18 protein-coding genes are annotated in these 21,444 nt (G+C 60.5%); all 18 read right to left on the bottom strand.

Features of this window, described 5'->3' with window-relative positions; all coding sequences use genetic code 11:
* Nucleotides 1–55: 55 nt before the first annotated feature.
* Nucleotides 56–1,453, bottom strand: a complete 1,398-nt coding sequence (locus tag DWV48_RS08725) for a phosphoglucomutase/phosphomannomutase family protein (RefSeq protein ID WP_118654409.1) — start codon at nucleotides 1,451–1,453, stop codon at nucleotides 56–58.
* 186 nt (nucleotides 1,454–1,639) lie between these two features.
* Nucleotides 1,640–2,068, bottom strand: a complete 429-nt coding sequence (locus DWV48_RS08720; protein WP_118654408.1) for a metal-dependent transcriptional regulator — start codon at nucleotides 2,066–2,068, stop codon at nucleotides 1,640–1,642.
* Between the two features lie 60 nt (nucleotides 2,069–2,128).
* Complete coding sequence (gene pepT / locus DWV48_RS08715; protein WP_118654407.1) at nucleotides 2,129–3,358, bottom strand: peptidase T; 1,230 nt, start codon at nucleotides 3,356–3,358, stop codon at nucleotides 2,129–2,131.
* Nucleotides 3,359–3,504: 146 nt separating this feature from the next.
* The gene (locus tag DWV48_RS08710; protein ID WP_118654406.1) at nucleotides 3,505–4,644 is read right to left on the bottom strand and encodes an LCP family protein; all 1,140 of its coding nucleotides are present in this window, start codon (nucleotides 4,642–4,644) and stop codon (nucleotides 3,505–3,507) included.
* Between the two features lie 19 nt (nucleotides 4,645–4,663).
* A complete protein-coding gene (murA, locus tag DWV48_RS08705) occupies nucleotides 4,664–5,947 on the bottom strand; it encodes a UDP-N-acetylglucosamine 1-carboxyvinyltransferase (RefSeq protein WP_118654405.1) in 1,284 nt (427 codons plus the stop codon).
* 83 nt (nucleotides 5,948–6,030) lie between these two features.
* A complete protein-coding gene (gene atpC, locus DWV48_RS08700; RefSeq protein WP_199588944.1) occupies nucleotides 6,031–6,429 on the bottom strand; it encodes an ATP synthase F1 subunit epsilon in 399 nt (132 codons plus the stop codon).
* A 3-nt stretch (nucleotides 6,430–6,432) separates the two neighbouring features.
* Nucleotides 6,433–7,866, bottom strand: coding sequence for a F0F1 ATP synthase subunit beta (gene atpD, locus DWV48_RS08695; protein ID WP_118654404.1), 1,434 nt, complete (start codon nucleotides 7,864–7,866; stop codon nucleotides 6,433–6,435).
* Nucleotides 7,866–8,777: an ATP synthase F1 subunit gamma gene (gene atpG / locus DWV48_RS08690; protein WP_118654403.1), complete on the bottom strand. Its 912-nt coding sequence runs from the start codon at nucleotides 8,775–8,777 to the stop codon at nucleotides 7,866–7,868. The genes atpD and atpG overlap by 1 nt, the downstream gene beginning before the upstream one ends.
* A 5-nt stretch (nucleotides 8,778–8,782) precedes the next feature.
* On the bottom strand, nucleotides 8,783–10,402 hold the full coding sequence (atpA, locus tag DWV48_RS08685; RefSeq protein ID WP_118654402.1) for a F0F1 ATP synthase subunit alpha: 1,620 nt from the start codon (nucleotides 10,400–10,402) through the stop codon (nucleotides 8,783–8,785).
* Nucleotides 10,403–10,405: 3 nt separating this feature from the next.
* Complete coding sequence (locus DWV48_RS08680; protein ID WP_118654401.1) at nucleotides 10,406–10,888, bottom strand: F0F1 ATP synthase subunit delta; 483 nt, start codon at nucleotides 10,886–10,888, stop codon at nucleotides 10,406–10,408.
* Nucleotides 10,878–11,483: a F0F1 ATP synthase subunit B gene (gene atpF, locus DWV48_RS08675; protein WP_118654400.1), complete on the bottom strand. Its 606-nt coding sequence runs from the start codon at nucleotides 11,481–11,483 to the stop codon at nucleotides 10,878–10,880. Before atpF ends, DWV48_RS08680 begins: the two co-directional genes overlap by 11 nt.
* Before the next feature lie 48 nt (nucleotides 11,484–11,531).
* Nucleotides 11,532–11,726 carry an ATP synthase F0 subunit C gene (locus DWV48_RS08670; RefSeq protein WP_118654399.1) on the bottom strand — a complete coding sequence of 65 codons (195 nt, stop codon included), beginning with the start codon at nucleotides 11,724–11,726 and terminating at the stop codon, nucleotides 11,532–11,534.
* A 102-nt stretch (nucleotides 11,727–11,828) separates the two neighbouring features.
* Nucleotides 11,829–12,629, bottom strand: coding sequence for a F0F1 ATP synthase subunit A (gene atpB / locus DWV48_RS08665; RefSeq protein WP_118654398.1), 801 nt, complete (start codon nucleotides 12,627–12,629; stop codon nucleotides 11,829–11,831).
* An 18-nt stretch (nucleotides 12,630–12,647) separates the two neighbouring features.
* Nucleotides 12,648–12,803 (bottom strand): hypothetical protein, encoded by a 156-nt coding sequence (locus DWV48_RS09425; RefSeq protein WP_233546250.1) that lies wholly within the window; start codon nucleotides 12,801–12,803, stop codon nucleotides 12,648–12,650.
* A 431-nt stretch (nucleotides 12,804–13,234) separates the two neighbouring features.
* Nucleotides 13,235–13,882 (bottom strand): uracil phosphoribosyltransferase, encoded by a 648-nt coding sequence (gene upp, locus DWV48_RS08655; RefSeq protein ID WP_118654396.1) that lies wholly within the window; start codon nucleotides 13,880–13,882, stop codon nucleotides 13,235–13,237.
* A 17-nt stretch (nucleotides 13,883–13,899) separates the two neighbouring features.
* Nucleotides 13,900–14,337, bottom strand: a complete 438-nt coding sequence (rpiB, locus tag DWV48_RS08650) for a ribose 5-phosphate isomerase B (RefSeq protein ID WP_118654395.1) — start codon at nucleotides 14,335–14,337, stop codon at nucleotides 13,900–13,902.
* A gap of 68 nt (nucleotides 14,338–14,405) precedes the next feature.
* Nucleotides 14,406–15,944 carry a glycerol kinase GlpK gene (glpK, locus tag DWV48_RS08645; RefSeq protein ID WP_118654394.1) on the bottom strand — a complete coding sequence of 513 codons (1,539 nt, stop codon included), beginning with the start codon at nucleotides 15,942–15,944 and terminating at the stop codon, nucleotides 14,406–14,408.
* 174 nt (nucleotides 15,945–16,118) lie between these two features.
* Nucleotides 16,119–21,230: a beta-N-acetylglucosaminidase domain-containing protein gene (locus DWV48_RS08640; RefSeq protein ID WP_158574861.1), complete on the bottom strand. Its 5,112-nt coding sequence runs from the start codon at nucleotides 21,228–21,230 to the stop codon at nucleotides 16,119–16,121.
* Nucleotides 21,231–21,444 lie beyond the last annotated feature (214 nt).

Raw genomic sequence — 21,444 nt, 5'->3', positions numbered from 1 at the left:
TGGGCGACTATCTTCGTCTCCACATTTCGCACATAACTAGCGGGAAACTTTGCTCCTATGTAAACTCGCCATGAGCGAGATCTATCCCCGCATCCAGCAGTTCGTCCCGCATTTCGATCGTCTGCGCTTCTGCATATACGCGTATGAGCGGTTCAGTTTGGGAAGGTCTGAGCAGGATCCACGATTCGTCATCGAACTCCAGCCGCAACCCATCCATATGACTCACGTGCACCGGAACTCGACCTGCCACCATCGGAGGGTTGAGTCCTGGTAAGACCGTACGGAGCATTTCGACAATCTCCGGGTCTATTCGGAGGTCGCGGCGAGCATAGTAATACCGCCCGAAATAGCTTTCCAGCTCGTCTACAAGCTCCGCAAGTGACTTCCCCGTCACCGCCATCGCCTCACAGAGAAGAAGGTTGACCAGAAGGCCATCGCGCTCCGGCATATGGTGGGCAATGCCCACACCTCCTGACTCTCCTCCCCCTAGCAACACGTCCCGTTTTTTCATCTCACTATATATATGCTTGAAACCAACGGGTTTTATGGAGAGCTTACATCCCAGCTCACGTGCAACCCTTCGCGTGAGAATCGACGACGTCGTGTTGAGCACCACGCGCCCGTTCCATCCTCGGTTGCGGCATAAGTGACCGAGAATGAGAGCTATGACCTTTTGCGAATTCACAAATCTGCCGTGTTCGTCCACCGCGCCAATGCGATCGCCATCCCCATCGTTGACAAGCCCCGCACATGCGCCACACGCGACAACCTCGCGCTCGCAGTCGTCAACCCAAGGCTCAATAGGCTCGGGATGGGTTCCATCGGTCTCTTCATCTGGCGAACCATGGATCTCGGTCACATCAGCCCCCATGGCACGCAGCAAATCGGCGAAGCAGCCACTTGCCGATCCGTACAACGGATCGTATACGACCCGTAACTGCGCCGCAGCGATTGCCTCGGTGTCCACCATTGCATACAGATGGTCTAAATAGCGCGTAAGAAAGTCCGTCTCGGCGATTGCCCCGCGGGCAAGCGTTGGATCGGAATCGATGATGCGCTGTAGTTCTTCGTAGAAATCGTCCGACCCCACACCACCATCCGCCATGCGCAGCTTGATTCCCTGATAGTCTGCGGGGCTATGCGAACCTGTCACCATCAAGCCGCCCACAGCGCGGTCATCCCGGGCGACTGTCCACGCCAACGCGGGCGTGGGAACGTGCCTATCGGAAACCTTGACCGCCAGACCGTGCGCCGCAAGGACCTTGCCTGCAAGGCGCGCAAACTCACGTGCACCAGGACGTGCATCGTACCCAACATACACCAGCGCACCAGCTGCGCGGCGTGCCCAAAGAGCACCCGCCGCATCTGCAACTCGCACCACGTTATCGTTGGTGAAATCACCATCAAGGCGCGCACGCCAGCCATCTGTTCCAAATCGTATTATTTCGCTCATGCGCGTATGCACCCCTTACGGTGATTATGTCATCGCGTCAATGCATTGTTCGGTATACCCCAACCAAGGCGCGCCAACCGCAGGCGGTGAAATCTAAGCAAAGTGTAAGGATGGGGCTCGCAAACTAACAATCGCCCGCGCTGGGAACACGTCCCAACGCGGGCGGCCGTCGTCCGCTATCTCGCCTTACCCTTCTATGGTGATTCCCGACGATTCGAGATAGGCCAACCAGCGATTCATCGTGTCCTCGGAGAGCGCGTGCTCCATCAAACACGCTTCGGCATCGGCGCGCTCAAAGTCGACTCCGAGCTCGCCCGCGAGAAAGGCGCGCAACATGCGATGACGGCGCCAGACGGCGGAGCCAATCTCGCGCCCCTGAGATGTCAGACGCACTCTGCCATAGTGAGATTGCTCGACCATGCCCTGCGCTTTGAGCGCGGTGATCGCCTTGTTGACCGATGCCTTTGACACCTCAAGGCGCTGAGCGATGTCTACCGAACGAATACCACCCTCGACTTCTCCGCCGTTCTCTCCCTCGATTCGAACAATACACTCGAGATAGTCCTCGTTTGCCGTCGTCAGATGGGGCTCAGCTGTGAACTCGTCATGCTCCATGGCGTTTGTTCCCTTCTCTACCATTTCCGGCGGCAACGCATCGGCGCCGGACTCTGCCCGCTATGCGAAGCGGGCGACCAGATGCTTGAGGACCTCCACCATCTTCTCGAGCGAGAGGACGGGAATGAACTCATTCACGCCGTGGCAGCAATACGCTCCGGTCGACAAATTGGGACACGGCAGGCCGCGGAACGAAAGCTGTGCTCCGTCCGTACCGCCGCGGATGGGGATGACATTTGGGGTGACGCCGGCGTCCTCAAAAGCTTTTTTCGCCTGATCGATAAGCTCGGGGTAATCGGCCACGACCTCTGCCATGTTGCGATACTGGTACTTGATCTCGACCTTCACGCGCTCGCGCCCCTGTTCCTCATTCACAAAGGCGGCGGCGGAAAGCAGATGGTCGATTTTCGCTTGGAATTTCTCGGCATCGTGATCTCGGATGATGTAACGCGCCGTCGCGTGCTCGACCGTCGCACTCACGCCTTCCAGGTAATAGAAGCCCTCGTAGCCCTCGGTATACTCCGGGCGTTGGGCTGCTGGCAGCAATCCATGGAAGCGGTGGAAGAGCTCGCCGGCATTCACCATGCGTCCTTTCGCGTCCCCGGGGTGAATGGAGAACCCTTGGAAGCTCACGGTAGCCTCTGCCGCGTTGAAGCATTCCCACTCAAGCTCACCAAGAGGACCGCCGTCAACGGTATACGCATAGGTGCACCCAAACCCGTCGATGTCGAGCAGCTCAGCGCCGTGTCCAATCTCCTCGTCGGGGCACAGGCAGACGCCGATGGCGGGATGAGGCGTCTCGGGGTGCGCGCACAACTCGGCGAAGAGTGCCATGATCTCGGCGACACCCGCTTTGTCGTCGGCGCCCAAGAGCGTCGTTCCGTCGGTGCAGACCAGGTCCTGTCCAACAAGGTCGTTCAAAGCGGGAAGCACACTGGGGGCGATGGAAACAGGAGCGCCGTCCACCACACCACACACTAGGTCACCGCCCTGGTACGTGAGCACATGCGGCTTGACGCCAAAACCAGGTGCCTGCTCCGTGGTATCGAGATGGGCAATCAGACCGAGGCGCGGACGCTCCTCGGAGCCCGAGCTTGCGGGAATCCAGGCGGTCACATACGCATGGTCCGTCACCGTCACGTCGCGGGCACCCATCCCGCGCAGCTCTTCCGCAACCATATGCGCCAAGTCAAACTGAATTTCCGTTGACGGGACGCGATCGCAATGCTCGTCTGCCGACTGGGTATCAACTTGCACGTACCGCAAGAACCTCTCGAGCACATCGGACATGGGGGCATTCCTTTCCTCGGCGCCATGTAGCGCAACGTGATACAAACGAAAAGCACCCCCAGCGTATGCCAGGGGTGCTTCTGAGTCAAAGGGTGCTGGCGTTAGGGCCGGCGACGTCGACGCCCCCAGCGTGGAACCATCGGCCACTACTCCGCCTCGTTCTCGCCATCAGACGTGGCCGACCCCAAGATGTCGCCCGCCGTGGAGGCGCCTGAAGTATCTTGTCCACTGGTCTGCGGACCCTGGGGGTTCTCACCCGCATCGACCCTCTCCATCATATCGGCGAGCTTGCTCTCGTAAACAAAGACGTAGCTCACACCGTTAACGTAGGTCGTATCATCGGCATACGAGGGGACGTTGGCGACGTACATGTCATTTTCGACGTCCATGCCCCGCATCGCGTTGGCAACGGAGATGATATCTTGGGGGCTTAACGTGGTCATGACGACCTCGGAGAGCGCCTCGACAATGCCCATCACCGTCGTTGCATCGAGCTCGTTGAGAATCTTCGAAGCAAGGGCGGCGAGCACCTGGCGCTGGTGGCGCATGCGCGTGTAATCGCCATCGGCATAGGTATAGCGGCAGCGCGCGTAGGTGAGTGCCGTGGCGCCGTCCATATGCTGATATCCCGTTTCGATCTTGATATCGAGATGCTCGGGATCATCGACCTCCTCGGTCGCGTTGAGGTCGATGCCGCCCACCGCATCGATAAGCTGTTCCATGCCCTCGAAGTTGATCTCGGCGTAGTGGGAGATCTTCTGCTCGCCACCAAAACACAGCTGATTGACCGCCTTCACAACGCCCTCCGGGCCGTCAACAGAGTGGGTGGCGTTGATCTTCATCGTCTCGCCGTTATAGACCACCATCGTGTCACGCGGGATGGAGATGAGCGTCGCCTGCTTCTCAGTGGGATCGACGCGGGCGAGGATAATCGAGTCGGAGCGGTACGTATCTTCGCCCGGGCGACCGTCAGTGCCGAGCAGCAGGATGTAAAACGGCTCACGAGCGACGTCGGAGTCGTTCAAAATCATCCGGATGCCCTCGCCGAGCACTCCGTTGCCGGAGAGGTTTCCCGTTACTCGAACGAACCAGGCGCCGACCCCAACCACGCCCACGAGCAGCACCGCCAACAGGCCGCCCAGCACGCCGCGCTTGACCATGCGGCCACGACGGCGCTGGCGGGCACGTTCGGAATACCGGCCAACGTTCTCACGGCTATAGATGCGGCTGCTCGCTCCGGTTGAGGGGCGACGTCCCTCCTGGATGGGCTTCTTACGACGGCTCATAGACACCTGCACTCAATTGTTAGTCATCAATGGGATCGGGAAGGGAGAGGCGTTCCACTGTGGCGCCCAGCCCGCGTAGCTTGTCGACAAACCGCTCGTATCCGCGATCGATATGGTGGATAGCGGACACCTCCGTATAGCCCTCTGCGACAAGACCGGCAATGGCCAGGGCGGCACCGCCACGAAGATCGGGGGATGTAACCTGCGCGCCGGAGAAGCCCTTAACACCGTGGATCATGGCGTGATGCCCCTCGACACGAATGTCCGCGCCCATACGGACGAGCTCAGAGGCAAACATAAAGCGGTTCTCAAAGATGTTCTCGGTGATGATGGAGTTACCGTCGGCGAGCGCGGAAAGCACCATGACCTGAGCCTGCATGTCGGTGGGGAACCCGGGGAACGGCAAGGTTTGAATGTCAACAGGGGCAAATCGCTCGCAGCGTTGGACGCGCACGCCCTGCTCTATGCGCTCGATGCACACACCCATGCTCTCGAATTTCTTGAGGACCATCCCCAAGTGATGCGGATTGAAGCCGAGAACCTCGATTCCGGCGGGACCGGCGGCGAGCGCGCCGGCGACGATGAAGGTTCCGGCCTCGATGCGGTCACCCACCACGCGATGCGTCACGGGGCATAGCTCCTCGACGCCCTCGATGGTGACAACCGGGGTGCCGGCACCAATGATGCGGGCACCCATCTCGTTGAGCATGTTGGCGAGGTCTACGATTTCCGGTTCACGGGCGGCGTTGTCAATCACCGTCGTGCCCTTGGCTTTAACCGAGGCCATGATGAGGTTCTCCGTAGCGCCAACGCTGGCGAACTCAAGCGTGACGGACGTACCCTTAAGTCCGTTCGGTGCTGTAGCGTGGATGTAGCCGTGGTCGGTATCGAACGAAACGCCAAGCGCCTCGAGTCCGAGAATGTGCATGTCGATCTTGCGGGCGCCAAGGTTGCAGCCACCGGGCATGGCAATCTTGGCCTTACCAAATCTGCCGAGCAGGGGGCCCATCACGGCAGTCGACGCGCGCATCTTGGCAACCAAGTCATAGGGAGCCTCATATGAGTCGACCGCAGACGTGTCGATGCGCAGCGTATGCTCATCAAGCACATCGATCGTGGCGCCCATGCGCTTGAGCACCTTGCCCATCACATGAACATCGGAAATATTGGGGACATTCTCGAGCGTCGTGGCACCGGGCGCCAGCAACGTGGCGGCCATGAGCTTGAGCGCTGAGTTCTTGGCTCCCGAAACGACGACGCGGCCCTCAATTGCGTGCCCGCCCTCAACGCGGATGATATCCAAGCGCTTCCCTTTCAAAAAACATGCCCGGGTCGCCCCGGGCATGATGTCATAAACTGTGCGCGTCAAACGCGTCGCCACTGACCCTATTGGGATAGCAGCAGCTTGCACCATGCGATTTCATTATAGAGGTACGCACGGCGTGCATCATTCTCCGACATTTTCCCCAGCTCGTCTTCAAAACCGGCCATCTGGGCGGAGACTTCTTCGGCGTCGACCTTTTCGATATCAAGGGCGCGCTCAGCAAGCACGATGACCTCGTCATTCGCAACCTGGACATATCCATCGGTGACCGCGAAGACGCGGTCGGTCACGCCCATCTGCGACTCGGAGACGCGAATCCGTCCGCCATCAATCGTGCAAATCTCGCTCGCATGGTGTGGCAAGATGCCGAACTCGCCGACAGTCGTGGGAACGGCCACGTAGGCAACCGGGCCCTCGAACACGCACTCCTCGGGGCAGACGATGCGCAACTGCATGGCCATGTCCTACGCCCCCATCTTGGCGGCGCGCTCGCGCACGTCGTCGATGGTGCCGGCGTAACGGAACGCCTGCTCGGGCAGATCGTCGCACTCGCCGTCGATGATGGCGGCAAAGGAGCGAACCGTGTCCTCGACGCGCACGTAGACGCCCGGGTTGCCGGTGAACTTCTCGGCGACGTGGAAGGACTGGGACAGGAACTGCTGGATCTTACGAGCGCGGTTCACAGTAAGGCGCTGCTCATCGGAGAGCTCGTCCATACCGAGAATGGCGATGATGTCCTGAAGGTCGGAGTACTCCTGCAAGATCTCCTGGACGCGCACGGCCACGCGGTAGTGCTCCTCGCCGACGATCGCGGGATCGAGCGCGTCGGAAGTGGAGGCCAGCGGATCGATTGCCGGGAACAGGCCCAGCGAGGAGATGGAGCGGGAGAGAACCGTCGTGGCGTCCAAGTGGGTGAACGTCGTGGCGGGCGCGGGGTCGGTCAGGTCGTCGGCGGGAACGTAGACGGCCTGAACCGAGGTGATGGAACCGGTCTTAGTGGAGGTGATGCGCTCCTGCAGGTCGCCCATCTCGGTAGCCAGGGTGGGCTGGTAACCGACGGCGGAGGGCATACGGCCAAGAAGCGCCGAGACCTCGGAACCGGCCTGGGAGAAACGGAAGATGTTGTCGATGAACAGCAGCACATCCTGACCGCGATCGCGGAAGTACTCAGCCTCGGTAAGGCCGGCCAGGCCGATGCGCAGACGGGCTCCCGGAGGCTCGTTCATCTGACCGTAGACCAGGCAGGTCTTGTCGATAACGCCCGACTCGCTCATCTCGAGGTACAGGTCGGTACCCTCGCGGGTACGCTCGCCAACGCCGGTGAACACCGAAGTGCCGCCATGCTCTTGGGCGAGGTTGTTGATGAGCTCCTGAATAAGCACCGTCTTGCCAACGCCGGCGCCACCGAACAGACCCGTCTTGCCGCCACGGATGTAGGGCTCGAGCAGGTCAACGGCCTTGATGCCGGTCTCGAAGATCTCGGTCTGCGTGGTGAGCTGGTCGAACGAAGGGGCCGGGTGATGGATCGGGTAGTACGCGTCCACCTCGGGCATCTCCTTGCCGTCGACGGGCTCGCCCATGACGTTCCAGATGCGACCGAGCGTGCCCTTGCCCACCGGCATCTGCATAGGGGCACCCGTGTCGACGACCTCGAGGCCGCGCTGCAAACCGTCGGTGGAAGTCATGGCGACGCAGCGCACGACATCGCCAGGCAGCTGGCTCTCGACCTCGAGGATGGTGTTGATGTGGCCGACGGGCGTGTCCACGTCGACGGTGAGGGCGTTGTAGATGTTCGGCACGCCGCCCTTGAACTTAACGTCCACGACGGCGCCGATGATGCGCGTGATGCGCCCGACGCCCGCGGTGGGCGTGGAGTCCACAGCGATGGTATCTGCCATTAGTTCTCCTCCAATGCAGCGGCTCCGCCCACGATCTCGTTGATCTCAGTGGTGATGGAAGCCTGGCGTACACGGTTATAGGTGCGCGAGAGGTCGGCGATGATGGCGGTGGCGTTCTCCGTCGCGGAGTGCATGGACTTGCGGCGGGCTCCCTGCTCGGCTGCCGCCGAGTCGATCATCGCCTGATGGACGATGGTGAGGACGTAGCTCGGAATGAGCTTGCTCAGCACATGGTCAGCGGAAGGCACGAACTCGAAGGGCGACGACAGACCCGTAGGCGCCTCGTTCTCGTTCGCACGCGGGCCACGGGCGGTCTGCAGCACCAGCTGGTCGAGCGGCAGAATGCGCTCGAGACGAAGCGCCTGCTCCACGCGGTTCTTGGCATGGAAGTAGACGATGTCCACGCGGCCAAGATGCCCCTGGGAATACGCATCGATCACGTAATTCGCGACGATACGCGCATTCTCGATCGTGGGGTCGTCGGACTCACCGACGATTGCCATCACCTTGTTAGGGTATTTGCGGAAGAACTCCGTCGCCTTGCGTCCACAGGTGATGAGCTCGACCTCTTTCGCACCGTGGCGATAGAAGTGCTTGATGCGCTGCTCGGCGGCGCGCTCCACCTGTACGTTGTAGCCGCCGGCCAAGCCGCGGTCGGAGCTGATCACAATCACCAGCGCTCGCTCGTAAACCTCGGGGTCGACGAGCAGTGGGTTGGAGACATCGACCGACGAATCCTGCGCAACGGTCAGCATGACGTCCGTGATGGCGGCGGCATACGGCTCGGAATCCTTCTCGCGCTGGAGCGCGCGAGCGATCTTAGCCGTAGCCACCATTTCCATCGTGCGCGTGATCTGCTGGGTCGTGGAGACCGAGTTGATGCGCTTTTTTATGTCGCGGAGGTTAGCCATGGGGCCTAGTTCTCTCCTGCTTCGCCGTCGAGCGCGGAGGCACTCGACGCCTGGGACTCACGGGAGGCCAGGAACTGACTCTTATAATCACGGATCGCCGTCTCGAGCTGGGATGCCATCGCATCGTCCATCTTGACGGTGCGGAAGCTCTCGAGCAGCTTGCGGTGGGCGCCCTCGAGGTAATCCACGAGGCCGTCACGGAACGGCACGACGTCGGCGAGGTCCATATCGTCCAGGTAGCCCTTGTTACCGGCGTACAGAACGGCGACCTGCTCCGTAACGTCCAATGCCTTATAGCGACCCTGCTTGAGGAGCTCGGTCATACGAGCACCATGCGTGAGCTGCTTTTGGGTGGTGGCGTCGAGGTCGGAGCCGAACTGCATGAAGCCGGCGAGCTCACGATACGACGCGAGATCGAGACGCAAGTTGCCCGCCTGCTGCTTCATGGCCTTGGTCTGAGCCGAACCACCAACGCGGGACACGGAGATGCCCACGTCGACTGCGGGGCGCTGACCCTGGTGGAACAGTTCGGACTGCAGGTAGATCTGACCATCGGTAATCGAGATGACGTTGGTCGGAATGTACGCGGAGACGTCGCCATCCTGCGTCTCGATGATCGGCAGAGCCGTGAGGGAGCCACCGCCGTTCTCCTCGGAGAGCTTGCAGGCGCGCTCGAGCAGACGAGAGTGCAGGTAGAAGATGTCGCCGGGGTACGCCTCGCGTCCCGGGGGACGACGCAGCGTAAGCGACATCTGACGGTAGGCGACGGCCTGCTTGGACAGGTCGTCGTACACGACCAGGACGTGACCGCCGGGGTTGGTGGCGCTGGCGGGACGGCCGTCCTCGCCGTTGTACATGAAGTACTCGCCAATGGCGGCGCCTGCCATAGGCGCGATGTACTGCAACGGGGCCGAATCGGCAGCGGTGGCGGACACGATGACCGTGTACTCGAGCGCACCGTGTGCGGCGAGCATCTCGCGAATCGCGGCGACCGTCGAGGCCTTCTGGCCAATAGCGACGTACACGCAGATCACGCCCTTGCCGCGCTGGTTGATGATGGCGTCGACGGCGATGGCGGTCTTGCCCGTCTTACGATCGCCGATGATGAGCTCGCGCTGGCCACGGCCAATCGGGATCATCGCGTCGACGGCAAGCAGGCCCGTCTGCATGGGCTCGCATACCGGGGTACGCTCGATAACGCCGGGAGCCTTGAACTCAATGGGTCGACGCGACGTCTGGCCGATGCTGCCCTTGCCATCGATGGGCTGGCCGAGCGGATTAACCACGCGGCCGAGCATGCCACGGCCCACAGGGATGTCCATGACGCGGCCGGTCGTGCGGCACTGGTCGCCTTCTTTAATGGAATCGACCTCGCCGAACAGGACCGCGCCGACCTCATCGCGATCGAGGTTCTGAGCCAGGCCGTACACCGTACGGCCCGTGATGGAGCTCGTGAACTCAAGGAGCTCACCTGCCATCGCGCTCTTGAGACCGAAGACGTGGGCGATACCATCGCCCACCTCGGCTACGTGGGATACTTCTTGGGTATCGACGGTAGCCGACAGGTCGAACAGGCGCTGCTGTAGGACTTGCTCGATGTTCTCGGCAGTAATTGCCTCGGACATTGGCTATACCTCCGAATTCTTAACTGACTGAGTCATGACCTTTCGGGCCTGCTCAAGCTGGTGACGCACCGACGCGTCACGACGACGCCCCTGCGCGGAGATGATCAAGCCACCGATGATGGACGGGTCGACGCGCTCGATCAAAAACACGTTGCAGCCCAGGTCAAGCTCGCACTTCTGCGTGATCAGCGCGCGCAACTCGTTGTCGAGCGGCACCGCCGTGGTGACGGTCACGCCGACCGTCTGCTGGTCGCCATCGGCCATCTCACTGTAGAGATCGAGGACGTCGGCCAACTTGTCCAAGTCGCCATTGACGGCCATCTGAGACAGGACGGAAAGGACCTCGGGGCTCGCATCTGCCTCAGCCTTGAGGGGGGCGAGGTTCTCGTAGACTCGATCCTCGTTCTTAGCCGCCTCGAGCAGCGTGCGGGCGTACGTCTCGAGCTTGCGCTTTTCGAAACGCTCGCTGATATCCTTATCGACCATTGATGGTACCCACTTCCGCAAGGTACTTCTTGATGAGCTCACGCTGCTTGGCTTCATCGCTGGCGAGTGTGTCGCCCACGATCTTGCCTGCCACGGCGACAGAGACCTTGGCGATGGTGTCGGTGGCGGACGCAAGGGAGCGCTTCATCTCGTCATCAGCGCGATCGTGCGCCTTGGCGATGATGTCCTCGGCCTCCGCGTGAGCGGCGGCGACGATGCGAGCGCGCTCCTTCTCTGCGTCACCGCGGGCCTCAAGGACGATCTCGGACGCCTTGCGGCGCGCCTCGGCGACAATGGCGTCCGCCTCGTCGCGAATCTCGGCAGCCTCAGCCTTGGTGGCGTCGGCTTCCTCGATGCTGTCCTCGATCTTGTGCTCGCGGGCATCGAGAACGGAGATGACCTTGGGCCACACGAACTTGGCCAAGAGGAACCAGATGATCAGGAAGATGAGGAGCGCGGGAACGAACTCCGCCATCTTGGGGATCAGGATATCCGCGCCACCGGACTCGGTTCCCTCGGCAAAAGCCAAGGTGGGCGTGAGAAGCACCGAGGCGAAGGCCCCAAGCGCGACACCTGCGCGTTCAACGTTTTTCATGACTTCCCCCTCGGGACGTATCGCCCGGTACTCTTGCGAGGACCCGGCCTATTTGACAACCAGTGCGACGACGAAGCCGATCAGGGCCAGAGCCTCGGCGAAAGCCGAGCCCATGATGAAGACGGTGAACACGCGGTCCTGAACCTCAGGCTGACGCGCCATGGCGCTCGCAACGCCATATGCAGCGAGGCCGATAGCGAGGCCTGCACCGATAACACCAAGACCGTAACCGATAACTCCCACAATTCCTCCTTGAGATCGCGCGCCTTCGTGGCGCACCTTGATCACGATACCTATCTCAAGCGCACGGCTCGAACCGCACGCAGGGTACCCCTACACGTATGGCTAGTGCCCTTCGGCCTCTGCGCCCTGGATGTACACGGCGGTGAGAACGGTGAACACGTATGCCTGAATCACGCCGACGAAGATCTCGATGGCGTAAATCACAAATAGGATTGCCGCGAACGCAAGGGACGGCAGAGCGTCAAGGGCGTTGGCGGCGCTGAACTCGGCAATGAGCGGCTCCGCGAACAGCGAAACCATAAGCGCAAAGGAGCCCAGAACGATATGGCCTGCGAACATATTGCAGAACAGACGAACCGCCAGCGTGATGGGTCGCAGCAGCGTGGAGATGACCTCGATCACCCAAATAAGTATGTTGAGCGGGAACATGACCCCCTTGGGCGCGAGGCTTTTGATGTAGCCCCACACGCCGTGGTTCTTCATGCCCACCCAAACGAAGTACACGAACGCGACGAGTGCGAGGGCCGCGGTGGTGGAAATCGTGCCCGTACCCGGCTTCATACCGGGAATGATGCCGATGATGTTGTTGACCACGATGAACATGAACAACGTTCCCAAGAACGGCAGGTGACGACGCCAGGACTCCTTGCCCAAGATGCCGATTCCCACGTCGTTCTCAAGGTACTCGATCACAAATTCGATCGCGTTGGCAAACCTGCCGTGCGGAACTACGGCGACGCGCTTGGCGAACGCGAACATAATGACAAGTAAGACGATCGAAGACACGATGAGCCAGAATGAATACTGGGTCACGCCGTGCATCAAGTCGCCCACGACGGGTATCGAGCTGAAGCTCGACACGAGGTGGTTGATCTCGCCCGGCAGCTTCTCAAACGCTTCCATGCGCTAACCCTCCTAGAGTCAGTGACTCATCGTTTTGGCGGCAAGTACCGCCCACATGACCAGGAACCCCATGAGGAACCCGACCGCGACCACCGGCAAGTCCTGCGGAACGGACATCCAAACCAAGGCAAATGCCGCCATGGCAAAAGCAAAGGAGACACCCAGTGCGGCCATCCCCCTGCCTACCGTTGGTTTAAGGCGCCCCGACCGCGCCAAAAGCACGACCGCGAATAAGGGGGCGAACGTTGCGACCCCTAAGCCCATCCCAACTGCAAGCATCGGCTACCCTTCCGCTGCGGGACATTCACGTGGAATGCGCGTGCCACAAGTTCCAAACCTGCACATACATGCAGTTTGATGCGGCAACGCACGACCTTGCGAATACCAGTGCTTCGCAGTATATCGCTCAATAATCCCCGCGCAAGTAAAATCGTACAACCGGATGATGTTTATGGACATTTGTTCACAATACGACATTCGTTCATTAAATTTGAGAACATATTGGGGCGTTTGTTGTTTATTTTAACCCAAACAAAAACGCGGTGCGCCCTCAAAACGCACCGCGTTACCGAACCGAAACGTGCCCCAATGGCGCGCGCGAGACCCTACAGAGTGCCGAAGATGCGGTCTCCGGCATCGCCGAGGCCGGGAACGATGTATGCCGCGTCGTTAAGGCCCTCGTCGATGGAACACGTGTACAGGCGAACATCGGGATCGTGGTCGAGCACCGTCTTGATACCCTCGGGAGCGGCAACCAACACGAGCAGACGCACGTCCTTCACGCCTTGACCGCGCAGGTAGTCAATCGCCGCCGTGGCGGAGCCGCCCGTGGCGAGCATGGGATCGACCACCAAGCACGTACGCTGCTCGGCGTCGGCGGGAAGCTTAGCGTAGTACTCGTGCGGCTCGTGCGTCACTTCGTCGCGGTACATGCCCACATGACCAACGCGGGCAGCGGGGATGAGCTCAAGTAGGCCGTCCACCATGCCCAATCCGGCACGCAGGATCGGAACAATGGCAACCTTGCGCCCAGCGATCTGCTTGCCCGTGGTGGCGCAAATCGGCGTCTTTACGGGAGCATCTTCGAGCGGGAAATCTCTCGTGGCCTCATAGCCCTCAAACAGGGCGAGCTCCTTAACGAGCTCGCGGAACTGTTTCGAACCGGTGCGCTCGTCGCGCATGATTGTCAGCTTGTGCTGGACGAGCGGATGGTCAACCAGCGTGACGCGGCTGCTGTCAAATGATACGGACATATCGTCCTCCCTACTATCTAGTCAAGCGCCATGACCTTGGCCACGCGGGCCTCATGACGACCGCCTTCGAATTCCGTCTCGAGGAACGTCTTGACAATCTCCTTGTTGACCTCGACATCGACGAAACGGCCCGACAGGCACACAACGTTGCCGTTGTTGTGCTGGCGGAACAGCTCAGCGAATGGAACCGACGTGATGGACGAGGCGCGAACGCCGGCTACTTTATCGGCGGCAAGCGCCATGCCGATGCCGGTGCCACACACCAGCACGCCGCGATCCGCCTCGCCGGCCGAGACCGCCTGCGCGACCTTCACGGCATAGTCGGGATAATCAACGGAAGCATCGGAGTCGGGGCCCATATCGGCGAGCTCGCAACCCAGCTCCTCGGTCAAGTAGCTCGCCAGGGCTTCTTTTTGTTCAAATCCACCATGATCGGAGGCAATGGCGACACGCATCGTGCACGTCCTTTCAACTGTTGAATGCAACGGTTTCACTCTAGCAGGTTCGAAGGGCGCGTGCGTCCTTAACGTGAACGGGCACGCGCGACCGCATCGTGCCATCCGGAAAGGTTGCGCGCCACGACCTCTTCTGACGCGAATGGGTCGAACCTCTTGCCGGGCACGCGATTTTGCTCCAATTCGTCGAGGTCTTCCCAATATCCCACCGCAAGGCCGGCGAGATATGCCGCACCGAGCGCCGTGGTCTCGACGTTCTCCGTTTGCACCACGGGTATGCCCAGAAGGTCGGCCTGGAATTGCATGATAAAGTCGTTGCGCGAAGCTCCCCCGTCCACCGAAAGTGTCTCTATCTTCACGCCCGCATCGCGCTCCATGGAGCGCAGTACGTCAAAGCTCTGGTACGCCATCGACTCGCACGCGGCACGCACGAGCGTGGCGCGGTCGCTCGCGCCCGTCAAACCGCAAATTAGGCCGCGGGCATCAGGATCCCACCATGGAGCTCCCAAGCCGCTGAATGCCGGAACCAGATAACAACCGCCGTTGTCGTCAAGATGACGGCACAGGTCGGACGCCTCCTTGGTGCTGGAAATCAAGCCGAGTTTATCGCGCAGCCATTGCACCGTCGTGCCAGCGTGGAAGATGGACCCTTCGAGGGCGTAGGAGATCTTGCCGTCATGGGCGATGCCGATGGTCGAGACCAAACCATGTTCGGAGGCAACGCACGCCTCGCCGGTGTTCATGAGCATGAAACATCCGGTGCCGTAGGTGTTCTTGGTGCAACCGGGCTCAAAACAGCAATGGCCGAACAGCGACGCCTGTTGGTCACCCGCCACGCCCGTGATCGATGGCCCGTAGGTCATAATCTCGTTCGATACGCTCCCGTAACCATCTGAACTCCAGCGCACCTCGGGAAGCATAGAGCGCGGAACGTCCAGCATCTTGAGGAGTTCATCGTCCCATTCGAGCGTGTGGATGTTGAACAGCATGGTGCGACTGGCGTTGGTGTAGTCGGTGGCGTGAACCGCGCCTCCCGTGAGGTTGTAGATGAGCCACGTGTCGATGGTTCCGAACATCAGCTCTCCCGCATCGGCAGCGGCGCGGGCGCCATCGACGTTGTCGAGGATCCACTTGATCTTGGTACCCGAGAAGTACGGATCGGGCATGAGTCCCGTCTTGCTCCGAATGGTGTCCGACATACCCTCGGCGATGAGGGCGTCGGTGATGCCGGCGGTACGGCGGCATTGCCACACGATGGCGTTGTGGATGGGTTGACCAGAGTCGCGATCCCACACCACCGTGGTCTCCCGCTGGTTGGTAATACCGATTGCCGCGATGCGATCCGAGTGGATGCCGCTTTTGAACTGCACCTCCATCATGACGGCAATCTGAGAGGCGAGGATCTCCATAGGGTCTTGCTCGACCCATCCAGAGCGCGGATACATGGTCTTGATGTGGCGCGACGCCTGGGCAACCACGCAGTCGTACTCGTCGACGATGATTGCGCGCACCGATGTGGTCCCCGAGTCGAGCGCCATGATGTAACGGCCGCCCAAGGGCGTATACGTGCGGTCAATCTTCCCGAGGTCTTTGAGCGAGAGCGCCATTGGATGGCCTTTCTATGAGAGTGCCCGGCGCCCCTGATTGGAGCACCGGGCACAATACATGCCATTAGCATTGTTTCACGGGCACGGAGTCACCACCATGGCGCCTGCGGCCCATCCGATAGACGGGGCAATCAGTCGGTCAATGCACACATTTGGTGGGTGAAAGGCGTGGGCCTACTTCCCTCCTCTGCGGCGAACAACCACGACGACGCCGGCAATGACCACGATGGCGCCAAGGGCTCCCAGCGCGATGACGGGGATCAGTGAGGAATCGCCCGTAGCCGGCAGGCCGCCATTCGGCTTGGTCTGGGGAGAACCGGTGCTGGTACCGTCACCAGTGCCGTTGCCGTTGTTGTTGCCACCGTTATCACCGTTGCCGGAATCGCCCTTGAGCTTCAGCCCATCACGAGCGGCCTTGAGTGCATTCACCAGCTGCTCAGCCTCGGCCTGGGAAAGGTTGTTGCCCTTCTCGAGCCCAGCCTTGGCCGCGGCGAGTGCCTCGCCATATGCCTGCCAGGTCTCATCCGTGTACGGCGAACCATCCGTGATCGCTCCGTCCACAAGCTCGGAGAGCTCCGTGCCCGTGTACTTGAGGACCGGGCTGTTCAGCGCGGTCTCGATAGCGGCCTTGAGGTCCTCAACTTGGTCGGCAGTCAAGCTCTCGGGGTGCGCAATCGCATCCTTCGCCTGCTCGACGGCGGCATTCAGCGCATTGATGGAGTCGGTGGTCCAGGCGCTCGTGTCCTGCTGGCCCGCGGCATCGACCGTCTCCTGTAGCTCGGCGATGAGGTCGGAATCCACGCCGGAAAGCGCACCCAGCAGGTAGATCTCGGAAATCTGGGGCGTCGTGCCCTCAGCCCACTCGAACACGAGGTCCTTCACCGCGGTGTACTCCGCGAGCGCGCGACCGTTGTTCTTGAGCTTTCCGAAGCTGAACTCCTTGAGCACCTTGTTGTCGACACCCAGCTCGACCGTCGTGGTCGTGCTGTACGTATCGTCGGTGTAGAGGACCGCCTTCACCGTCACATTGCTCGGCTTGCCATGGGAGACGATGCGGACGCCTTGGAGCGGCGTGCCATCGGCCTTGAGCGGAGCGGACACATGGTACGTGAGCGAACCGGCCTCGGATCCTTGCGGTGTCCATGCGGTAAGCAGGTTCTTGTCGATGAGGTTCTGCGGGGTCTTGCCCTGCTGCTCCATCACTGTGGACTCAAAGTCGCCACCGGCATAGGTGGAAACGTATGCCCCCTTGTTGATGCGCAGCTCACCGATCTCGACCCAGCGATTCGGATAGGCCCCGGTAAAGCGGATGCGCAGGTAACGACCGCTCAGGTCGAGGTCCTTCGCTTCGATGAACATGTTTCCGGGGGTCTCGCTGGAGTGCGTGAGCCAGCCGGCTTCCTTGGCCGTCGACTGTGTTCCGGGGTCGGCGATCTTTCCATCGCTGTTGATGTCGAGGACGAGCTTCCAATCCGCGTCCGCGGCGTCGGGCGCATCGGCGACCTCAACGACCGCATTGCGGATGAAATCGAGGCTGGCCTCGGGCACGAAGTACTCGAACGAGTTAATCGTACGGGTCTGACCCAAATCGAACACGACGGTGCTGCCCTTGGCAGGAGCGCCGGAGGACTTGGTGGCCGTGGTCACATCGCCGTCGAAGATCTTGGAGGCATCCAGCGTTTGATTGCCGGGAAGATCGCTCTTTACCAACGTGGGGGTGAGGGAGTTGAGATAGGAACCCTCAAGACCCTTGATGGTCACGGTCGCATTGTCGCCCGTGGCGCGGAAGCCCACATAGCGGGCGCGCTCCACGTTGGAGCCCTCGACAGGAATCCACTCAAGACCGTTCTGGGAATACACAGCCTCGGCGCTGGAGAGCGTCTGCTGGTCCAGGTTGGCAACCTTGATGTCGCGGCGGATGGAACCGAGGTCGAGCGCGAACACATCGCCCTTCGTGGGGAGGGTCACCGCGCCGTCGGTCGTCTTGAACGTGCCGTCACCCACACGAGCGGTGAGCTGGACATCTGCAAGGTCGAACGAGGCGTAGAAGTTGTCCTTGGTGTAGGAGAACTTTTCGAACGCCTGGAGCTCAAAGAGCTGGAACCAATTCGCCGTAGCCGCGGTGGCAACGACCTTGATGCCGGTGGCCTCAACGCGGTTGAAGGTGGCTGTCTGGTCGGCCGCGCTGCCGAGCGTGGCGATCTCGGTCCAATTGCCGCCCTGCTTGGGCTGCTCATCAGTGGTGTAGTAAAGCTTGGAGGACGTGAAGCAATCCTTGGTGCCCTGGAGCATGCGGACCGAGTCGATGAACCTGCGCTCGCCGAAGTTCAGCATCACCCAGTCATTTACAGCCGTGGCGCGGCTGCTCCAGAACTGCGTCGAATCATTACCGTCGATGGCACGATCGATGCTATTTGTGGAATACACGGGCATGTTGGTGGAAATGGCCTGCGTAGCCGCGGACATGCCACAGGTCGCGTGCAGTTCGGCCACGCGCCACCAGATCTTCTTGTCCTTGTTGTTGACGACCTTGATGGCCTTGGCCTCAACCGGGGCACTCAGCTTGACGATCTGATTCGTCTCGCTCGTGATGGCACCGGCCGGCTGCCAGGTACCATTGGTGTCCTGATAGTACGCCGCGCCCTCGTCGATGACATCGCCCGCCTGGCTCGCGCCCTGCTGGAACACGATGGCATCGATGGTCTTGGGCGTATCGAACGTAACGATGACGGCCGCGTCCTTGACGGTACTGTCGTCTTTGTCCGGCTCGGCGGCCTTGTGCGTGAGCCACGCCTCGGTGTCCTTGCCGTCGGAGGCGTTCTGCAACGGCTTGGACGTGTCCGCCGTTTCCTGGTTGGCGAGCGTCACCGTGCCGGTGAACGTGCCGCTCGTCTCGATCTTCTGGTTCACCATGATCTCATTGATGGTGGGCCAAGAATCGAGCTTGTTGTCACGAACGGCAACCAGGCGTACGCCGTCGACCTGCTTGAGGCCAAGATCGGTCACCGTGACGGTGCTCGTGGTGTATTCCTGAGCATTCGGTACGTCTTGCCATGCGCCATCCTTGAGATACTGGACCTTGCTGCAGTCGAAGAAGTTCTTGCCGGTGCCCTGAACAAACGTCACGGTATCGAGGTCGAACGGCTTGGTCTGCGTCATGCCAAAGTAATCGTCCTTGGATACCTTGTTCGGAGAACGATACTCGGCACCCGTGGCGGGATCACCGTCAAAGACGGCATCTTTGCTGCCCTCGGGCGTGTCGGTTCTGTTGGTCACCAGCTTGGTTACCACCGCGTCCGGGTCGGCGGCGAGCGTCGCCTTCTCGGCCACATAATCATTCAGTGCGTTGACCGTGGGCGTGATGTACGCCTTGCCCACACGAGCCTTCTCGTAGTGGTCGATGTACCACAGCTGATTGTTGTTCGCAGCTTCAAGCGCTGAGGTGCCCTCGGCGAACAGCGTGATGAGCTCGTTGGCGCTACCGCCGATGGAAGCCTTGACGGCATTCAGCTCGGTGATGGCGGCACGGGTGATGCCGTCGAATGTGTCGATCCAAGGCATCATCTGCTCCAGCATCGCCGAAGTGCCCGCCTGCTCGCGGAACGTCTTGGCATCCTTTTGGATCTCCTCGAAGACGGCGATCATCTTGTCGCAATCCTCGACAGTCACCGTGTCGGCGGTGAGCTTGGCAACGAAGTCGTTGAGCTCGTCCTTGATATCCGCGGACTCGCCGTTCTCCCACGTGGCGCCACCACCGTACATGCGCTTCATATGCACAGAGAGGTCATGCAGCGCGTTAGATCCCTCGGTGGGAATCGGCGAATTGTGATCGATGTAGCTAAAGGAATTCTCCCAGGTATCATCGGCATGGGCCTCGGACTCCCAGAGGTTCCAGGTGAAGTCCGCGTTCATGAAAATGCCCTGCTTGGAAGGCTCGGACTGCTGCATGGGGTTGATGACAACGCCCTTGACCTGGCCCGGCTTAAGGTCGGAACCCAGGAAGTTGTTGTGGCCACCCATATGCAGGGCGTCCTTGTCGTTATCGGAGCAGGGCCAGTTGATCCACATGAAGGGAGCCACGCCGGAGTTCTTCTGGAACGTCGAGGCGAAGCTGTTGTCGATCTTGCCCCACACACGTCCACCGGTATTGATGACCTGGACGTTCTCGGGAAGCTGGCTGTACCAATCCTCACCATTACCCATGTAGTTCACCGGGCAGAAGATGAGCGTGTCCTTAAGGCCGGGATACTTGACCGCACCGTCCGCATTCTTGGCCTTCTGCTGCTCATGCAGCCAGTCGGTCATCTCTTTGCAGAGCTTGATGTACAGATCCTTGCCCTGGTTACCCGCATCGTCCGCCAGGATCGCGATCTGGCGAACCCCGTGATCCATGACCTGGGTGAACTTTTGCTTGAGGACCTTCACGGACTCGTCGTAGTTCGCAGGCGTGATCGGGTTGCTCATGAACGGATGCAGCGCGAAGACAAAGCGACACTTGGACTCGTTGCCCGCCTTGGCAAGGGGCTCGATCTTGTCGCGCAGCTCGTCTTCGGTGTATAGTTCGCGCCACTTGGCGTTGTGTTTGGGATCATCCTTGGGCGCGTAGAAGTAGGCATTGAGCTTATAGTAGCCACCCCACTCCATCAGGCTCACGCGATCCTCGGTGCTCCACGGGTTTCCGTAGTAGCCCTCGATAAAGCCGCGCGTGGTCACGTCCGCGTAATCCGAGGCAGTAAAGGCGCGAAGCGTCTTGCCTTCTACCTGCTGGAGGATTTGATACAGCGTCGTAAGGCCGTAGTATGCGGCGTCCGTATCCTTGCCCAGCACGATGATCTGGTTGGAACCCGTGCTGCTTGCCGGCAGCGATGCCAGCATGTAGCTATCGGTCTTGTCGAACAGACCGTCCGTATAGGAGAGCTTACCCTCCTTTACGAGCTTCTCGACATGACTGTCGACCGCGCCCTTGGAGCCCTTAATACCCACAAGCAGCGACGTTTCACTGCCGCCTGTGGGAACCGAAGCGCCCTGAGCGGCCTTGAGCCCTTTGAGGTCGAGCGCCTCGTTCATGCGCGTTACGGTGTCCGCATCGATACCACCCTCGACAACCGTGGTGATGGTGTCGCTGAGTGGAACCTCGCCGTTTGCATATGTCACCGTGTGCGGCGTCGGGTAGATCTGGTAATCCCCTTCAGCCGCATGGGCGATTGCGGGCGATACGCTCAGGCCCACGACTGCACACGCGCAGGCGATAGCCTTCGCAATCTTCCATCGTATTCCTCTCGCCATCCATTTCCCCATCTCGTTCAACGGGCACTCCGCTCGCTCGAGACAGAGCCATCCCTTTGTACATAACGCATCAATCTTCCCGTAGGAGGCTGCCCCTCCCCGTTCGCGATTTGGCGAGCGGCACCTTATCGAACGTTGAACGGTTCAGCCTATCTCTTTTATGTGGATTATTGTTTCCGCTGGTATTTACTATTGAGTACCAACCTAGTGGGAT

The organism is Collinsella sp. AF08-23 (genome assembly GCF_003479805.1).
Classification (GTDB): Bacteria; Actinomycetota; Coriobacteriia; order Coriobacteriales; family Coriobacteriaceae; genus Collinsella.
Note: the sequence above shows the minus strand (reverse complement) of the source record. Positions and strands in the feature narration are given on the sequence as shown.